The organism is Proteus hauseri (assembly GCF_004116975.1).
Taxonomy (GTDB): Bacteria; Pseudomonadota; Gammaproteobacteria; order Enterobacterales; family Enterobacteriaceae; genus Proteus; species Proteus hauseri.
The window spans coordinates 2099728-2117338 of the sequence record NZ_CP026364.1 but is presented as its reverse complement, the minus strand read 5'-3'; the positions used below and the strand labels follow the sequence as shown (position 1 = coordinate 2117338).

Genomic DNA, 17611 nt, shown 5'->3' with positions numbered 1-17611 from the left:
TCTTTAATAGGGCGTTTTCATATAAAACGTAGCGTCTTGTAAACAATTTTGTTCAAAATCCACCGTTTGTCGGTAATCAGCCAAAGTACTATGGTTGCATTCACTGTATTTATCACCTGTAGTACCATCGTTTTGCCAGCCACAAACGGGACAAATTTCAAAAAAGGCTTCGTCTTTATCTTTAAAAACTAAGTAGTGACAAGCGACACAACTTACTTCCAAAGGAAGATGACAACTTCGCTTCTCCATAAATATCAACTCCGATCACAATCATTCATTAACGTGACATTACTCTTTATGTGTTTTGTCAGCGCTATCGATACCTATCAAGCTATTATTATCAATACTATGCCAAATTTTTTCTGCTTTTCTACCAATCAATATTAATGAAACAGCTAAAATCGTGAAGAAAATCGCACTATGTAAACTATTCCAGAAATATTCAAAAAAGCGGGTATATAAATTAAGGCCAAGGAAAGTCAGCCCAAACCCTCTTAGCATTCCATCATCTGTTTTCAAGCTAATATAAATACAAACAGCCGCTACCACACCAAATAATAATGCCCAAGGCAATAAATTAACGCTTGAAGTGTAATACCATGTATCAGGATCATAATTACCAAATATCGACATTATCCAGAGTGCGATAAATAAATAAGTTAGTCCCATAATTTTACTCATGGTAAATAGGCGACGATTTACTAATAAATTCTGTAGAAAATAACAGGCTGCTAATAGCCCTAAACCAAAAAAGACAAAGCGTATAGGGTAATTCATTCCTAACCAATAAGCGCCCCAGCCTGACATATAACCAGTTTTAGCGCCGAACCAACTACCTAACATTAACAAGAAAAATAGCCAGACCAAAGAAGAACGACTGATAAAACCAACCACAGCATAAATCACACATCCAATTAAAAATAGCGGCGCTATATGACCACTGCCTGTATCTAATAACTCACCTAGCTGCCAAAGAAAAAGAGCCGTAAATATCACACCGATAAATAGAATGAACTCGGTACTGTAGTGCCATTTCACTTCGTTTCTTTGCCGTCTAAAGCCCCAAAAATAGAGAACAGATGCAATAATACCAGGTGAGATAACGCGCATTATTTCAGAAACACTAAAAATTTCGATTAAATAAGCGACCAACGCACTGTCACTAAAAATACTGCCAACAGCGATAATTAAACATGCAATTGCTGTCCAAAATGCATAACGACTCAAACGCTTCCAATCAAAAAGGGCACCTTGTAAAGTATTACCTAATTTTTGCTGTTCTTCGGTTGATAATATGCCCGATTTTTGCCACTCATCAAGCGCTTGACGAATAATACGTTCTTGTTTCCTTGTTACTTGCATATCAATTCATTCCTTTTCGGATGATCGACCTATTTTTATTTATGTTTTGTGACTAAATATCATCCTTAGCCAAGATAATTAGTCCGGTTATTTTAATAAAATAATTAATGTATTTTCTTTAATGTATCGCGCGCAAAATGAAATACCTTATGAATTATCTGATTCTCAAATAATGCTTTATTCTTATGATATTCGAAATAAAAAAACCGTAGCAAATACAACGCTACGGTCTCAACATCATCAATTAGGAGTAATGACTTATTCAGTATCACTTGAACTTAAACGTTCAATTTTAGCCCCTAATCCTTGTAATTTAGCTTCGATATGCTCGTAACCGCGATCAATATGATAAATACGATCAACGATAGTTGTGCCCTCAGCAATACAACCTGCTAATACTAAACTTGCTGACGCTCTTAAATCTGTAGCCATAACTTGTGCACCAGAAAGCTTTTCAACACCGTGGCATAATACCGTATTACTTTCGATCTCAGCATGAGCACCCATACGGATCAGCTCAGGAATATGCATAAAACGATTTTCGAAAATCGTTTCAGTGATCATACCTGCACCTTCAGCAACTAAGTTCAGTAAGCTAAATTGTGCTTGCATATCTGTAGGGAATCCCGGATGTGGCGCGGTGCGCAGTGTAACCGCTTTTGGGCGTTTTCCATGCATATCAAGGCTAATCCAATCTTCACCTACTTCAATATCTGCACCGGCTTCACGTAATTTTGCCAATACCGCATCAAGCGTATCTGGTTTTGCATTACGACAAACCACACGACCACGAGAAACCGCACCAGCAACTAAAAAAGTCCCTGTTTCAATACGATCAGGCAGAATTTTATAGGTTCCGCCACCAAGGCGCTCTACACCTTCAATAGTAATGCTGTCTGTTCCTGCACCACTAATTTTTGCACCTAAGGTATTTAAGAAATTGGCTGTATCTTCAATTTCAGGTTCTCTTGCCGCATTCTCAATAATGGTTTTACCTTCAGCTAGCACTGCAGCTGTCATAATGGTGATAGTTGCACCAACGCTGACTTTATCCATTACGATATGAGCGCCTTTTAAGCGGCCATTAACGTGGGCTTTTACATAACCTTCATCAAGGGTAATTTCAGCGCCTAATTGCTCTAAACCCGTGATATGGAGATCAACAGGACGAGCACCAATAGCGCAGCCGCCAGGCAGTGAAACTTGGCCTTGACCAAAACGTGCCACCAATGGACCTAATGCCCAAATAGAAGCTCGCATTGTTTTAACTAAATCATAAGGAGCACAAAATTCGTTGATATTACGAGCATCAACAAAAACAGAGCCATTACGTTCAACCTTAGTACCTAAGCGATTAAGTAACTTAATCGTTGTGTCGATATCTTTTAACTCAGGCACATTGGTTAATTCTACTGGCTCTTCAGCAAGGATCGCAGCGAACAGGATTGGTAATGCGGCATTTTTTGCGCCTGAAATAGTGACCTCGCCTGATAAACAGGTTGGCCCTTGTACTCTAAATTTATCCATCTGTAGAACTCTCTTTTTTATTTTGCTGTACGCTGTATGCCTACTTTATCAAAGCCCGTTGAGTTTGCGATCCCTTTTCCACTCTTCAGGTGTGTAGGCTTTAATAGACAAAGCGTGAATACGATTATCTGCGATATATTCCATCAAAGGTGCATAAATGGTTTGCTGCTGTTTTACTCTGCTCATTCCCTCAAACATTGCGCCAACAACGACGACCTGAAAATGACTACCATCACCATTGACGATGACTTCATCTAAAGACAAGTTGTCCATTAATACTTGTTTGATTTCATTTGTATCCATAATTGCTCAATCTCAACGTTAAAATAATAATCAGTTGCCTATCCTAATAGAATCCGTCCTACTCTTAAACCACGAAAAACCCCCTTAATGATAAAAGTATCACCAAGGGGGCTTTTTATTACTTATGGCAAAAAATAAAACTAAGCAATATTCATAATTTCATCAAGATCATAGAGTGTAATCAATGTTTGAAAACGCTCTGTGGCACCTTGAATATTTAAATGACGATTTTGTGTTTCGACTTCCGCCTTCAGATGCACAAACAGGGCTAATCCCGTAGAATCAATATGGCTTAATGCAGAAACATCAATGGTATTTAAATCTGCTAACAACGTTTTACGTTGCTGCCAAACAGGCAATAAAGTTTCACGATCCAAGATCCCTTGGAGATAGAGAATATCGCCCTTTTTTTCCCAGTTTAGCGAAGCTGACATATTATTTTTTCTCTTCAAGAGTAATAGGTGTTTTTGCACTAATAGCTAACTGTTTCGTTAAGCCATCAACACCTTTAGCACTTAAAATATCAGACCACTCGTTCTGTTTTGTCGTGATCATACTAACGCCTTCCGCAATCATATCGTAAGCCTGCCATTCACCTGTTTTACTATTTTTACGCCATTGGAAATCAAGACGTACTGGTGGGCGACCATTTTTATCAATAATAGTGACTCGGATAGCTAATGTGGTTTTGTCAGCAAAAGGTTTTGCAGGTTCAATGCGATATTCTTGACCTTCATACATTGCTAAAGCCTGCCCATAAACTTGAGCCAAATAAGCTTCAAACTCAGTAAAATAAGCATCACGCTGTGCAGGTGTCGCATTTTTATAATATGGGCCTAATACCAAAGCACCTGCATATTTGATATGCACATAAGGTAATAACTCTTGCTGAACAATCTGACGTAAATACTCAGGATTTTTACGAATTTCAGGCTGTTCATTTTTCAATCTATTAAAAGTTTTTTGTGCTGCATCATCCATTAATGCATAAGGGTTGGTTTTATCAACCGCCATGGCAAAAGGTGTTATTACGACTAATAATGCAACCATCAATAAGCGTTTAAACATAATTTCGCTTCCCCTTGGGATATTTTATCAATAAATAGGATGTCTATTACCAAACTGCCATTTTAAACATCCTATTAGAATTAAAAATTAAGGTAATGTTGGGTGTTGTGTTGTTGGCTCAGATTCAGATTTTACTGAGCCATCTCCATCACCTGTTTTATAAAGGAATTGTCCGATTAAATCTTCTAACACCATAGCTGAATGAGTATTTTCAATTCTGCCACCGTCTTTTAAGAAATCAGATCCTAACTCTTCATCATAAAAGCCTAAATTAAGTGCTAAAAATTGCTCACCTAATAAACCAGAAGTACGAATAGACAATGAGCTGCTGTCTGGAATATGTTGATAAATATTCAAAATATCCAGTTCAACTTCAGGGCGATAATTCCCTTCACTTTCTTCTTTTAACGTGATTGACGAAACACGACCAATAACCACACCACCAATTTTAACGGGTGAGCGCTCTTTTAACCCACCAATATTACCAAAACTTGCATAAACGCGATAAGTCGGCTGATTTCCCATCGCTTTGATATCAGCTACTTTTAAGCAGAGAAAGGTAATCGCGGCTAACGCGATTAAAACAAATAATCCGACCCAAATTTCAACTTTTTTACTTTGCATGGCTTAATTCCCAAACATCAGTGCTGTTAGCACAAAATCTAAACCCAATACCGCTAGTGATGAATGAACAACGGTACGTGTTGTTGCTCTGCTAATCCCTTCTGATGTTGGGATTGCGTCATACCCATTAAAAAGTGCTATCCAAGTCACCGTAATGGCAAACACCACACTTTTAATAAAGCAGTTTACGAGATCATGTCGCCACTCGACAGCACCTTGCATTGATGACCAGAAAAATCCTTCATCTATCCCTTTCCAATCAACACCAACAATAGCACCACCCCAAATACCCACAGCAACAAAAATTAAAGAGAGTAACGGCATACTAATAAAACCGGCCCAAAAACGCGGTGCCACAACACGTCTTAATGGATCGACAGCCATCATTTCTAGACTTGATATTTGTTCAGTGGCTTTCATTAATCCGATTTCAGCAGTCAATGCTGAGCCTGCTCGTCCGGCAAAAAGCAATGCTGTAACAACTGGGCCTAATTCTCGAAGTAATGATAATGCGACCATCATTCCAAGGCTGGCTTCTGCGCTAAATGTGGTTAACACAAGATAACCTTGTAAACCCAGCACCATACCAATAAATAAGCCAGAAACCATAATGATCAGCAACGACTGAACACCAACGTTATACAGCTGCTTCATTAATAATGGCCACTGTTTACGAAATTCAGGCTTACCAAAGAGCGCTCGGAATAGCATAAAACCTGCTCTACCGAATGTCGCACAAACTTCTAACGCCCTAGCGCCTATGCGTGCTAATAAATTACCCACTTACTAATTTCCTCGTCCTAATAGGTCATCCTGATAATCACCAGCAGGAAAACGGAAAGGAACAGGCCCATCAGCAATACCATCCAAAAATTGTCTGACTTGTCGATTCGGGTTTTCCTGTAACTCTTTTGCACTACCCTGAGCAATAATCTTCTGTTCTGCAATAATATAGGCATAATCTGCAATACTCAGAACTTCTGGCACATCATGAGAAACCACAACACAAGTTACACCAAGTGCATGGTTTAGCTCATCAATCAATTTAACTAACACACCCATAGTAATAGGATCTTGTCCTACAAACGGCTCATCAAACATAATGAGTTCAGGATCAAGCGCTATTGCCCTTGCTAAAGCTGCTCTACGAGCCATACCGCCCGATAACTCAGAAGGCATTAAAGTTGCAGCTCCGCGTAAACCCACGGCTTCTAACTTCATCATTACCGTTGTACGGATTAATGATTCCGGTAAATTAGTGTGTTCTCTTAGTGGAAATGCTACGTTTTCAAACACATTCATATCAGTGAACAATGCACCGGACTGAAAAAGCATACTCATCTTTTTTCTTGCGTGATATAACGCCGAGCGAGATAAAGCGGGAATATTATCGCCATCAAACCAAATTTCACCGCTATCAGGAAGAATTTGTCCTCCCATTAAGCGTAACAAGGTGGTTTTGCCAATCCCTGAAGGCCCCATAATCGCTGTCACTTTACCTTTAGGTACCACAAGATTAATCTCTGAAAAGATTTTCCTGCTACCACGAGTAAAGTTCATATTGCGCACTTCAATTAAATTGTCAGTTTGTGCGGTCATGAATAAAACATCCTTAAGCCTGTCTGCATAAACAAATTTTTACGCTATTTTGGCAGGTCGTTACCTATGTTACAAAGAAATCACTATTATTTAGCAATTTATTGCGCGGTTAATTTTACTTTTCGTGCTTGGCTAGTCAAAATATGGCTGATTAGCAAAACCTTTTGACAATTATGTTTTTTATTGGCTCTGTCTTATTGGTTTTTTCTTTACCTTTCGTTCATTTTTGGAAAACTAATGGCATGTTGCTTACTTTGTCTTTATTGATTTTCGGGTTGATGTTACTCGTCTATGCTTCAGATAGGCTAGTCTATGGTGCTTCAGTTTTTGCACAATCGTTAAAGATCTCACCCGCTGTCATTGGTGTTTTGATTGTAGGCACGGGAACATCATTACCAGAACTTTTTGTTTCTACTGATGCTGCCGTTCATAACTTACCTGATATTGCTATTGGTACTGCTATTGGCTCCACTCTCACAAACCTGCTTTTAATTGCAGGTATTGGTGCCATGATTTACCCCATGAATATCCAATCTGCCGTTTTGAAAAAAGAATTTCCATTGATGATTATAGTCATCTTACTTGCTGGCATAGTGGTTTCGAGTGGTAATTTAGGATTACGAGAAGGTACCTTACTCTTTTTTATTGGCTTTGCTTCCATTTATCTAATGATAAAAATGATGCATAAAACACTGACACAAACACGTTATGTTTTACCATTAGAAACGTTAAGTCGATTTGAATTACAGACGAATCCACGTAATTCAGTTGCCCTCTTCTGGGTGGTTATCGCATTACTGATCATTCCTGTTGCAACAAGAATGATTATTGATAATGCATTCATTTTAACGCAACAATATCAAATTAGTGGTTTCTTTGTTGGACTAACCTTGCTATCGATAGGTACAAGCCTACCTGAATTAGCCACCACTATTGTTGCCGCCCTAAGAAGAGAAAATGAGTTAGCATTAGGCAATATTATTGGCGCTAATATTTTTAATCTCACATTTGTGCTTGGGATGCCAGCATTGCTCTCGCCAAGTGGTTTTAATGTTGATGCTTTCTACTTTAGTTTTGCTGTACTAGTGGCTGCCAGTTTACTCTTTGGTATCTTCTCATTAGGACGAAAACAGCGCCTTAATAGAGGGAAAGGGATATTCTTATTAGTTTGCTTTATTATTTATATTACGGTGTTGTGCGTCGCACATTCTCTTTTAACCTAAAATAAATGGTACAAAAAATGACCGAGTTTGATTTTCAGCAAGCAGGTAAAAAGGTTCTTCATATTGAACGAGAAGGATTAGCTGAATTAGAGCAATACATCAACGACGATTTTACCCTCGCTTGTCAAAAGATTTTTCACTGCCAAGGTAGAGTCATTGTGATGGGAATGGGCAAGTCAGGCCATATTGGACACAAAATTGCCGCCACTTTTGCCAGTACAGGCACACCTTCTTTTTTTGTTCACCCCGGCGAAGCCAGTCACGGTGATTTAGGCATGGTGACAGAAAAAGACATTGTTCTTGCAATTTCAAACTCAGGTGAAGCTAGCGAGATCTTAGCACTAATCCCTGTCCTTAAACGTAAACAAATAACACTGATTTGTATGACACGCACTCCTCACAGTACAATGGGGAAAGCGTCTGATATTCATCTTTGCATTAAAGTTCCTCAAGAAGCCTGCCCTTTAGGCCTTGCGCCAACTACCAGTACCACTGCAACACTAGTCATGGGTGATGCATTAGCGATAGCTTTACTACGAGCAAGAGGCTTTACGGCTGAAGATTTTGCACTTTCTCACCCTGGTGGGGCATTAGGCCGTAAATTACTGTTGCATGTCAGTGATTTAATGAATAAAGAAGATGATATTCCATGCGTTAAAAAAGATGCCTCTTTACGAGAAGCTTTGGTTGAAATAACCCGTAAAAAATTAGGTATGACAGTTATCTGTGATGATAATATGTTGATTAACGGGATTTTTACTGATGGTGATTTACGTCGTATTTTTGATCTAGGTATTGATTTAAATAACGCTAAAATTTCAGATGTTATGACTAAAGGGGGCGTACGTATTCGTCCTGATTGTTTAGCAGTAGAAGCCCTCAATTTAATGCAGGCTAAACATATCACTTCACTCTTAGTGACAGAACCTAATAGTGATATTCTATTAGGTGTTTTACATATGCATGATTTATTACAAGCCGGTGTAGTATAAGCTTGTCATAAGTTAGTAAGGATAAAAATGAATACAATGATAGAGACCTGTTATGGCGCAGTAAGTAATCAAATAATCAAAAAAGCAGAAAAAGTCCAATTGCTGATTTGTGATGTTGATGGTGTGATGTCTGACGGGTTAATTTATATGGGCAATAATGGTGAGGAATTAAAAGCCTTTAATGTCCGTGATGGTTATGGGATCCGTTGTTTGCTTACTTCTGGCATTGAGGTCGCTATCATTACAGGTCGTCAATCTAAATTGCTAGAAGACCGAGCTAAAACTCTTGGCATTACATATCTTTACCAAGGTCAGCATAATAAGCTTTTGGCGTATCAACAACTGTTAGATACACTGAACCTCAAGTCAGAGCAAACCGCTTATATTGGTGATGACTTAATTGATTTACCTGTAATGGAAAAAGTGGGGCTCTCTGTTGCCGTTGCTGATGCGCATCCATTACTGATACCTCGCGCTAACTATGTTACCCGTATAGCGGGTGGGCGTGGTGCAGTACGCGAAATGTGTGATTTAATACTTTTAGCACAAGGTCGGCTTGACGAAGCTAAAGGTCTTTCGATTTAAAACGTATAACGATACAGAATGAATAAATTAAAATCCTGGTTTACCCTGTTTCTTGCCATTGTAGCGCTTGGGCTAATCGGCTGGAACTATACAAATAACACTGAATTCGGTGATGGCGACATTGTTGATGACGGGCAACCGACTTATCAATCTAAATCATCGGTATCCTTTGTTTATGAACCAACAGGTTTACTGGGATATAAACTGGTTGCTGATGACGTTAAAAACTATGCTCAGCAAAAGTTTACATGGTTTACTAACCCTGTCTTAACCACTTACTCACCGACAGGAGAAGCAACATGGACTGTTCGCGCAAATAAAGCGAAGCTAACCAATAGTAAAATGCTCTATCTTTATGGCGATGTTCAAGTCGATAGCTTATCTGCCGATGCACAATTGCAGCGGATCAGTACAGAGAATGCCATCGTTAATCTGGACACACAGGATGTTTCCTCTGATGATGAAGTGACTATTATCGGCGTCGGACTGAAATCAGTCGGCTTAAAAATGCGAGGCAATCTGCGTAATAAACACGCAGAGCTGATTGAACAGGTGAACACCTATTATGAGATCTCTAATGAATCTAAAAATCCGTAATACACTGATTATCAGTACATTATTATCAATTAGCGTACCAGCTATGGCGCTTAAAGATGATACACAACAAAAAATTGTTGTGAATTCAGAAAAACAGTCGCTTGATCTGGAAAAAAACATCACGACATTTACTACAAATGTAGTAATAAAACAGGGCTCTATCGATATTCGCGCAGATAAAGTGGTTGTCACGCGCCCGGGTGGTGACTCAAATAAAACCGTCATTGAAGCCTTTGGTAATCCAGTAACTTTTTATCAATTACAAGATGATGGCAAACCTATCAAAGGTCATGGTGATAAAATGACCTATGAAATGAATAAAGAGCTGGTGACGTTAACAGGTAAAGCTTATCTTGAGCAATTAGACAGTAATATTTCTGGTGATAAGATCACCTACCAAGTTCCAACTCAGCAAATGGAAGCATTTAGCTCTAAAGGTAAACAAGTCACCACTGTCTTACTGCCATCTCAGCTGCAAGAGAAAGGTACTGGTACTGGTACGAATAACAAAGGTAAGTAACACTTTATGGCGCTGTTAAAAGCTGAAAATTTAGCAAAAGCATACAAAGGGCGCACCGTCGTTGGTGATGTTAGCCTGAATGTTAACTCTGGTGAAATCGTGGGGTTACTTGGTCCAAATGGTGCCGGTAAAACAACCACATTCTATATGGTTGTGGGTATTGTTGCTCGCGATGCAGGTTGCATCACCATTGATGATGAAGATATCACTCTATTACCTCTGCACGAACGCGCACGTAAAGGTATTGGTTATTTACCACAAGAAGCGTCTATTTTTAGGCGCTTAAGTGTTTATGACAATATTATGGCTATCTTAGAGATCCGCCATGATCTTAGCGCTGAGCAACGTAAAGACCGAGCTGAGGAGCTGCTTGAAGAGTTCAACGTCAGTCATTTACGTAATAGCTTAGGTCAGTCATTATCAGGTGGTGAACGTCGTCGTGTTGAGATTGCTCGTGCATTAGCCGCAAATCCTAAGTTTATTTTATTAGATGAACCTTTTGCGGGTGTTGACCCAATTTCGGTATTGGATATCAAGAAGATAATCCAACATCTACGTGATTATGGCTTAGGTGTTCTTATCACCGATCATAATGTTCGTGAAACCTTAGATGTTTGTGAACGTGCCTATATCGTTAGCCAAGGCCATCTTATTGCTCATGGTTCGCCAGAAGAAATTCTTGAAAATGAGCAAGTTAAACGTGTTTATTTAGGTGAGGGCTTTCGTCTATAACGCTTAATTTCGCTTTTGCTCAGTCAAGGATGACAACATTAAAGGATTTATCACATCACTATGAAACAAAGTCTGCAACTTCGTCTTAGTCAGCAATTGGCGATGACGCCACAGCTACAACAGGCTATCCGTTTGTTGCAACTTTCTACGCTTGAATTACAACAAGAAATTCAGCAAGCGCTTGAATCAAATCCTCTTCTAGAGCAAGACGAAGATCAAGACGATCACAACCAAAATGATGAAGATTACACCGATAATCTCTCTGATCACCACATTGAAAATAGCACCGACAACGAAAGCGAACATGAAACGCAAGAGCTCGATACATTAGATGCGTTAGAACAAAAAGATATGCCAGAAGATCTTCCCTTAGATACACAATGGGAAGAGATATACACCGCAGGCACACCATCGGGCACAAGTAGTGACTATGGTGATGATGAGCTGCCACTTTATCAAGGTGAAACAACCGCATCACTGCAAGATTATCTTACGTGGCAAGCTGATTTAACTCCCTTTACAGAGACAGACAGAGCTATTGCTATTGCCATTATTGATGCTGTAGACGAAACCGGTTATTTAACTGTTTCAGCGGATGACATATTGTCTGGAATGGGCGATGATGAGTTAGAGCTCGATGAAATTGAAGCAGTCCTAAAACGTGTCCAACGATTTGATCCTATTGGCGTTGCTGCTCGTGATTTAAAAGAGTGCTTGTTAATTCAGCTTTCTGCATTAGCAACAGATACTCCTTATCTTAAAGAAACGAAGCTAGTTATCGAACACCATTTAGAGTTGTTAGGTAATAGAGATTTTCGCCAGCTCATGCGTCAAACAAAATTGCGAGAAGAGACACTAAAATCTGTTATTGATATGATTCAATCTCTTGATCCAAAGCCGGGTCTTAGCATTGATACTGGTGAGTCGGAGTATGTTATTCCAGATGTACTGGTAAAAAAATCAGGTGAACACTGGCAAGTTGAGTTAAATACAGATAGCATTCCTCGCTTACGAATAAATGAGACCTATGCCGCATTTGGGTTATCGGCGCAAAATGAGAGCGATGGAAAATTTATTCGTGATAATTTACAAGAAGCCAAATGGCTGATAAAAAGTTTAGAAAGTCGTAATGAGACATTATTAAAAGTCGCTCATTGCATTGTTGACACACAGCAGGCATTTTTCGAATTAGGTGATGAGCATATGAAACCGTTAGTTTTAGCCGACATTGCTGAACAGGTTGAAATGCATGAATCAACTATTTCTCGCGTGACAACACAGAAGTTTCTGCATTGTCCAAGAGGAATTTTCGAATTGAAGTATTTTTTCTCTAGCCATGTGAATACTGATAGCGGAGGCGAAGCCTCTTCCACAGCAATCCGGGCTTTAGTGAAGAAACTAATCGCAGCAGAAAACCCAGCGAAACCACTAAGTGATAGTAAACTGGCTAATATGCTCGCTGAGCTTGGTATACAAGTTGCTCGACGAACTGTTGCGAAATATAGAGAGTCATTATCCATCCCGCCATCAAACCAACGTAAAGAGTTAGTTTGAGCATAACTGAGAAGGAAGACACTATGGAACTTCAAATCACGGGTCATAATATTGAATTAACCGATGCTCTGCGTGACACTGTAAAAGCAAAAAGCGCTAAATTACCTCAGTTCTTTGACAAAATTAACAACATTCAGGTTATCCTGAAAGTCGAGAAAGTGAACAAAATCGCGGAAGCGACCATTCAAGTTAATGGCGGTGAATTACATGCCTCTGCAGAAGCAGATGATATGTACGCAGCAATTGATGGATTAATGGACAAACTGGCTCGTCAATTAACCAAACACAAAGATAAACTGAGACAACATTAATTCATTTCCCATTGTAAAATGGGAATACAATCGGCAATGTTACTGCGTTGTTTACGCTGAGTTTGCCATATTAAAAACGACGCCAAATTAATCAGTAACAAAAAACCAGATGTCACTTTGTGGCATCTGGTTTGCTGGTCTAAGTGAATAAGACAATGAACAACGATACAAAAATGAAAATTAGTGACGTTCTTTCTCTGACATGTACCCATAACGATGTACATTGCACGAGTAAAAAACGCGCTTTGGAAATTATCAGTGAATTAGCTGCTACTGAGCTTAATTTGCCAGAAACGCTGATATTTGAAGCCTTACTGACTCGCGAAAAAGTGGGTACAACAGGGATCGGTGGTGGCTTAGCTATCCCTCATGGGCGAATTGAAAGTGATCGAGCAGACCGTGTCGTTGGTGTGTTTCTTCACCTAAACGAACCTATTGCTTTTGACGCTATTGATAATCAACCTGTTGATTTGTTGTTCGCATTACTCGTTCCTGCAACACAGTGCAAGGAACATTTACACACACTGTCTTTAATTGCCAAACAGTTAGCGGATAAAAATTTATGTCGCCAACTACGCTCCGCACAAAGTGATGAAGAGCTTTATCAGATTGTCACAGAATAGACCCACAAGGTTTATTAGGAAGCGAAAAGCATACAGTGGGATGATATTCATCACTGGGAAATTTTAAGGGGAGCTACCTCATGGTGCTGATGATAGTCAGCGGACGCTCTGGTTCAGGTAAGTCAGTCGCTTTGCGTGCGCTTGAAGATATGGGATTTTATTGCGTAGATAACTTACCCGTTGATCTGTTACCTGAGCTTGCGAAAACGCTGGCGGAACGTGATGCTTCTGCTGCCGCAGTCAGTATTGATGTTCGTAATATGCCTGAATCGCCGGAGATCTTTGAAAAAGCGCTGGAAAGTTTACCCGCTGAATATTCTCCACAGCTGTTATTTTTAGATGCTGACAGAAACACCTTGATCCGTCGTTATAGTGATACACGACGCCTTCACCCTCTTTCGACCAAGAACCTTTCTTTGGAAGTGGCGATAGATACGGAAAGTGATCTGTTAGAGCCACTGCGATCACGTGCTGATCTTATCATCGATACCTCTGAAATGTCTGTTCATGAGTTAGCTGAAATGCTACGTACCCGCTTATTAGGTAAACGTGAACGTGAACTGACTATGGTGTTTGAATCTTTTGGCTTCAAACATGGCATCCCTATCGATGCAGACTATGTTTTTGATGTCCGTTTCTTACCAAATCCACATTGGGATCCTAAACTTCGCCCAATGACGGGTCTTGATCGCCCTGTCGCTGCATTTTTAGATCGTCACACAGAAGTACACAATTTTATTTATCAAACCAGAAGCTATCTCGAACTTTGGTTACCTATGTTAGAAACCAATAACCGTAGTTATTTAACGGTTGCGATAGGTTGTACTGGTGGTAAGCACCGTTCTGTATACGTTGCTGAGCAATTGGCTGATTATTTCCGCTCTCGTGGTAAAAACGTACAGTCGCGCCATAGAACGTTAGAAAAACGTAAATGACCCAACACCGACAAGTTGCGATAAAAAATCGGCTTGGTATACACGCTAGGCCAGCAATGAAGTTGTTTGATTTAGTAAAAACATTTCAATCAACGGTGATTTTACGCAATCATGAAGGGGTTGAAGCACAAGCAGATAGTGTGATAGCAATGTTGATGCTTGACTCGGAACAAGGGAGTCATATTAACATCGAAGTCACGGGAAGTGATGAAAAAGAAGCTATTGATGCTATTATTGCATTATTTGAATCAGGGTTTGATGAAGAATAATCATAATAGAAAACAATAGATTAGCATTTCTTAACAAAAGTACTTGAAAGAGATCGTGATCACCGTCTCTTTCTTTTTTATACAGAACCGCCTATTATCTCTATATGAGTTTAACAACACCCCCACCTAACCCGTGGGGGTGTTGTTTTGCATTGGAATAAATTGGAGTGTGGTATGACAAAGCCAACAATTATCATCAACGAACTTGATGCAGAACGTTTAGATTCATTACTAGAGCAACCTGCATTTGCAGATAGCCCAATTGCAGAAGCGCTAAATGAAGAGTTAGATCGTGCTGACATTGTAGCACCCGCTGATATCCCAGCGAATATCGTTACCATGAACAGCAAAGTCCGTTTTATGGACTTAAAAAATAATGAAGAGCGTACACGTACTTTAGTTTACCCTGCATCATTAAAAGACAGTACTACAGAGCTATCTGTAATGGCACCTATGGGAGCAGCATTACTGGGTTTAACCATTAATGATGAGATCAGCTGGAAGTTGCCAAACGGCCTTGAAACAAAGGTTAAAGTGTTAGAAATTCTTTATCAACCGGAAGCCGCTGGTGAATATCACCGTTAAGCAACGCTGAAGGTTCGTGTCTTATTTTTGTTTTAATTACTGTTAAACTACATCAATAAACGCGATATCTCAGCCCATCAATGGGCTGAGATTAATGGCTATAAATACCCTTTAGGTCTTATTCACCCGCAATACTCATTTCTGGCAATAACAGCGAGCCACACTGAATATTACTACGGGTTTCAATATCATCACCAATCGTGGCAATATTCGCCCACATATCTTTTAAATTCCCAGCGATAGTCACTTCGCTAACCGGATATTGAATTTCGCCATTTTCAACCCAAAAACCACTTGCACCACGAGAATAATCACCTGTTACAGTACTTACCCCTTGCCCCATCAATTCAGTCACAACCAGTCCAGTGCCCATCTCTTTTAATAGAGCATCAAATGACAGACCTTGCCCTGGAATATACCAATTATGAATACCACCAGCATGGCCATTACTTTTTAAACCTAATTTTCTTGCTGAATAGGTTGTCAGTAACCATTCTTGCAATACACCGTTTTTAATAATGTCAGCATCCATAGTACGAACGCCCTCACTATCAAATGGAGTTGAAGCAAGCCCCCCCATTAAATGTGGGCGCTCTTGAATATTCAGCCATTGAGGAAAAATCTGTTTGCCTAAGCTATCTAACAAGCAAGAAGATTCACGATAAATCATGCTGCCACTGATTGCGGCAACCAAATGACCGAAAATACCCGTTGCAACTTCAGAAGAGAAAATAACTGGCGCTTTCATGGTAGAAAGCTTACGAGGAGAAAGACGCGACAGTGTACGGCGCGCACACTCTTTACCTACCCACTCAGGCGTCTCTAAGCCATCAAAACGACGACTAATGGTATAAGCATAGTCACGCTCCATATCTTCGCCTTCTTTTGCTATTACACAGCTAGACATTGAATAACGAGAGGAAGAATAACTTTTTAGTAACCCAAGACTATTACCAAATACACGCGTACCACTGTGGCTATTAAAACTACCACCTTCGGTATTAATAATACGTTTGTCGCAGTCTAAAGCCGCTTTTTCTGCACGAGAAGCCAGTTCTATCGCTTTATCGGCAGTCACTTCTGCAGGATGGTAAAGATCCAAAAAAGGCGCATCAAATGCCAGTAGTTCTTTATCAGCAGGGCCTGCGTAAGGGTCAACTGACGTATAACGTGCAATATCAACAGCAGCTTGTACAGCGCGTCTAATCGCATCAGGACTTAAATCTGTGGAAGAGGCACTACCTTTACGTTGTTGTTGATAAACCGTGATACCTAAAGCACCATCGCTATTAAATTCAACATTCTCAACTTCACCATAACGCGTACTCACGCTAATGCCTGTTGATTTATTAATTGCCACTTCTGCACTGTCACACTGCTTTGCTGCTAGCTCTAAAGCGAGCGAAACAGCGTCTTCCAGCTGTTTTACCTGATCTGAATTATTCATTGAGAACCATTTTTCCTAAGGAGAACATCACTTTTTACTTATTTTTAGTAAAGTAAATCAATTGACAGGTGGTCAACAAGCGATTTTCCCAGTTACAATAGAAGATATATGAATGTTATCACCCGTCGGGCTTTTGGTCATTCACCAAATCGCACTCCCGGCTTACTCTGCAACAGGAATTTTTATTATGGCAAAGCAGCCAGAAGAGTGGCATTACCTTGACCCTGAATTTGACAACACATCATCAGAAGAAGAAGAAGATGAAGAAATCATCTGGGTCAGCAAAAGTGAAATCAAACGTGATGCTGAAGTACTGAAAAAATTAGGCACCGAACTGGTTGAATTAAGTGCTCAAGAGTTAGAGCGGATCCCACTCGATGAGAAATTACTCGCATCCATTCAATTAGCGCAAAAAGTACAGCGTGAAGCACGCCGTCGCCAAATCCAATATATAGGTAAATTACTGCGTAACGTTGATGAAGATCCTATTCGCCAAGCGTTAGACAAACTTAAAAATCGTCATAACCAACAGATTCTAGTATTACATAAATTAGAAGATCTGCGCATTCGCCTTATTGAAGGTGGCAATGAAGTGATTGAAGAAGTTGTCGAACTTTATCCAATGGCAGATCGTCAACAATTACGTACACTTATCCGAAATGCCAAGAAAGAAAAAGAAGGCAATAAACCACCAAAATCATTTCGTTTATTGTTTCAGTATTTGAAAGATCTTTCTGAATCAGCGTAAAGCCTAC

General features: G+C 39.7%; 23 protein-coding genes. 13 read left to right on the top strand and 10 right to left on the bottom strand.

The annotated features are described in order from the left end of the window. Positions 1-3: 3 nt before the first annotated feature. The 9 genes from PH4a_RS09740 to mlaF form a co-directional block, all read right to left on the bottom strand. Complete coding sequence (locus PH4a_RS09740) at positions 4-249, bottom strand: CPCC family cysteine-rich protein (RefSeq protein ID WP_129039428.1); 246 nt, start codon at positions 247-249, stop codon at positions 4-6. A gap of 39 nt (positions 250-288) precedes the next feature. Further along, on the bottom strand, positions 289-1362 hold the full coding sequence (locus PH4a_RS09735) for a DUF2157 domain-containing protein (RefSeq protein WP_129039426.1): 1074 nt from the start codon (positions 1360-1362) through the stop codon (positions 289-291). A 258-nt stretch (positions 1363-1620) separates the two neighbouring features. Beyond that, the gene (murA, locus tag PH4a_RS09730) at positions 1621-2889 is read right to left on the bottom strand and encodes a UDP-N-acetylglucosamine 1-carboxyvinyltransferase (RefSeq protein ID WP_129039424.1); all 1269 of its coding nucleotides are present in this window, start codon (positions 2887-2889) and stop codon (positions 1621-1623) included. Positions 2890-2937: 48 nt separating this feature from the next. Beyond that, a complete protein-coding gene (gene ibaG, locus PH4a_RS09725) occupies positions 2938-3192 on the bottom strand; it encodes a BolA family iron metabolism protein IbaG (RefSeq protein WP_064718882.1) in 255 nt (84 codons plus the stop codon). 140 nt (positions 3193-3332) lie between these two features. Then, on the bottom strand, positions 3333-3626 hold the full coding sequence (gene mlaB / locus PH4a_RS09720; RefSeq protein ID WP_064718881.1) for a lipid asymmetry maintenance protein MlaB: 294 nt from the start codon (positions 3624-3626) through the stop codon (positions 3333-3335). 1 nt (position 3627) lies between these two features. After that, on the bottom strand, positions 3628-4260 hold the full coding sequence (mlaC, locus tag PH4a_RS09715) for a phospholipid-binding protein MlaC (protein ID WP_129039422.1): 633 nt from the start codon (positions 4258-4260) through the stop codon (positions 3628-3630). 87 nt (positions 4261-4347) lie between these two features. Further along, complete coding sequence (mlaD, locus tag PH4a_RS09710; protein ID WP_064718879.1) at positions 4348-4884, bottom strand: outer membrane lipid asymmetry maintenance protein MlaD; 537 nt, start codon at positions 4882-4884, stop codon at positions 4348-4350. A gap of 3 nt (positions 4885-4887) precedes the next feature. Further along, entirely contained in the window at positions 4888-5667 is a 780-nt protein-coding gene (gene mlaE / locus PH4a_RS09705) for a lipid asymmetry maintenance ABC transporter permease subunit MlaE (RefSeq protein WP_064718878.1), read from the bottom strand. Between the two features lie 3 nt (positions 5668-5670). Continuing rightward, positions 5671-6483, bottom strand: a complete 813-nt coding sequence (gene mlaF / locus PH4a_RS09700; protein WP_064718877.1) for a phospholipid ABC transporter ATP-binding protein MlaF — start codon at positions 6481-6483, stop codon at positions 5671-5673. Between the two features lie 173 nt (positions 6484-6656). Between mlaF and PH4a_RS09695 the strand changes: the two genes are divergently transcribed. The 12 genes from PH4a_RS09695 to rnk all read left to right on the top strand — a co-directional run bounded on the left by PH4a_RS09695 (position 6657) and on the right by rnk (position 15409). After that, on the top strand, positions 6657-7706 hold the full coding sequence (locus tag PH4a_RS09695) for a calcium/sodium antiporter (protein WP_129041876.1): 1050 nt from the start codon (positions 6657-6659) through the stop codon (positions 7704-7706). A 17-nt stretch (positions 7707-7723) separates the two neighbouring features. After that, positions 7724-8698, top strand: coding sequence for an arabinose-5-phosphate isomerase KdsD (kdsD, locus tag PH4a_RS09690; protein WP_064718876.1), 975 nt, complete (start codon positions 7724-7726; stop codon positions 8696-8698). 27 nt (positions 8699-8725) lie between these two features. Continuing rightward, positions 8726-9283 (top strand): 3-deoxy-manno-octulosonate-8-phosphatase KdsC, encoded by a 558-nt coding sequence (kdsC, locus tag PH4a_RS09685; RefSeq protein ID WP_129039420.1) that lies wholly within the window; start codon positions 8726-8728, stop codon positions 9281-9283. 18 nt (positions 9284-9301) lie between these two features. Beyond that, the gene (gene lptC, locus PH4a_RS09680) at positions 9302-9880 is read left to right on the top strand and encodes an LPS export ABC transporter periplasmic protein LptC (protein ID WP_064718874.1); all 579 of its coding nucleotides are present in this window, start codon (positions 9302-9304) and stop codon (positions 9878-9880) included. Continuing rightward, positions 9861-10400 carry a lipopolysaccharide ABC transporter substrate-binding protein LptA gene (gene lptA, locus PH4a_RS09675; protein ID WP_129039418.1) on the top strand — a complete coding sequence of 180 codons (540 nt, stop codon included), beginning with the start codon at positions 9861-9863 and terminating at the stop codon, positions 10398-10400. The genes lptC and lptA overlap by 20 nt, the downstream gene beginning before the upstream one ends. Positions 10401-10406: 6 nt before the next feature. Further along, positions 10407-11132 (top strand): LPS export ABC transporter ATP-binding protein, encoded by a 726-nt coding sequence (gene lptB / locus PH4a_RS09670; RefSeq protein ID WP_064718872.1) that lies wholly within the window; start codon positions 10407-10409, stop codon positions 11130-11132. A gap of 60 nt (positions 11133-11192) precedes the next feature. Continuing rightward, positions 11193-12686 carry an RNA polymerase factor sigma-54 gene (gene rpoN / locus PH4a_RS09665; protein ID WP_129039416.1) on the top strand — a complete coding sequence of 498 codons (1494 nt, stop codon included), beginning with the start codon at positions 11193-11195 and terminating at the stop codon, positions 12684-12686. Positions 12687-12709: 23 nt separating this feature from the next. Continuing rightward, a complete protein-coding gene (hpf, locus tag PH4a_RS09660) occupies positions 12710-12997 on the top strand; it encodes a ribosome hibernation promoting factor (protein ID WP_064718870.1) in 288 nt (95 codons plus the stop codon). A 155-nt stretch (positions 12998-13152) separates the two neighbouring features. Next, positions 13153-13620 carry a PTS IIA-like nitrogen regulatory protein PtsN gene (gene ptsN, locus PH4a_RS09655; RefSeq protein WP_064718869.1) on the top strand — a complete coding sequence of 156 codons (468 nt, stop codon included), beginning with the start codon at positions 13153-13155 and terminating at the stop codon, positions 13618-13620. Positions 13621-13700: 80 nt separating this feature from the next. Beyond that, positions 13701-14555, top strand: a complete 855-nt coding sequence (gene rapZ, locus PH4a_RS09650) for an RNase adapter RapZ (protein ID WP_064718868.1) — start codon at positions 13701-13703, stop codon at positions 14553-14555. After that, the gene (gene npr / locus PH4a_RS09645; RefSeq protein WP_064718867.1) at positions 14552-14824 is read left to right on the top strand and encodes a PTS phosphocarrier protein NPr; all 273 of its coding nucleotides are present in this window, start codon (positions 14552-14554) and stop codon (positions 14822-14824) included. The genes rapZ and npr overlap by 4 nt, the downstream gene beginning before the upstream one ends. 174 nt (positions 14825-14998) lie before the next feature. Then, the gene (gene rnk / locus PH4a_RS09640) at positions 14999-15409 is read left to right on the top strand and encodes a nucleoside diphosphate kinase regulator (protein ID WP_064718866.1); all 411 of its coding nucleotides are present in this window, start codon (positions 14999-15001) and stop codon (positions 15407-15409) included. Between the two features lie 118 nt (positions 15410-15527). Here the strand turns inward: rnk and pmbA are convergent, their stop codons facing one another. Continuing rightward, a complete protein-coding gene (gene pmbA / locus PH4a_RS09635) occupies positions 15528-16856 on the bottom strand; it encodes a metalloprotease PmbA (protein WP_064718865.1) in 1329 nt (442 codons plus the stop codon). 187 nt (positions 16857-17043) lie between these two features. On the opposite strand from pmbA, the gene yjgA reads away from it, so the two are divergent. Next, a complete protein-coding gene (yjgA, locus tag PH4a_RS09630) occupies positions 17044-17604 on the top strand; it encodes a ribosome biogenesis factor YjgA (protein ID WP_129041874.1) in 561 nt (186 codons plus the stop codon). Positions 17605-17611 lie beyond the last annotated feature (7 nt).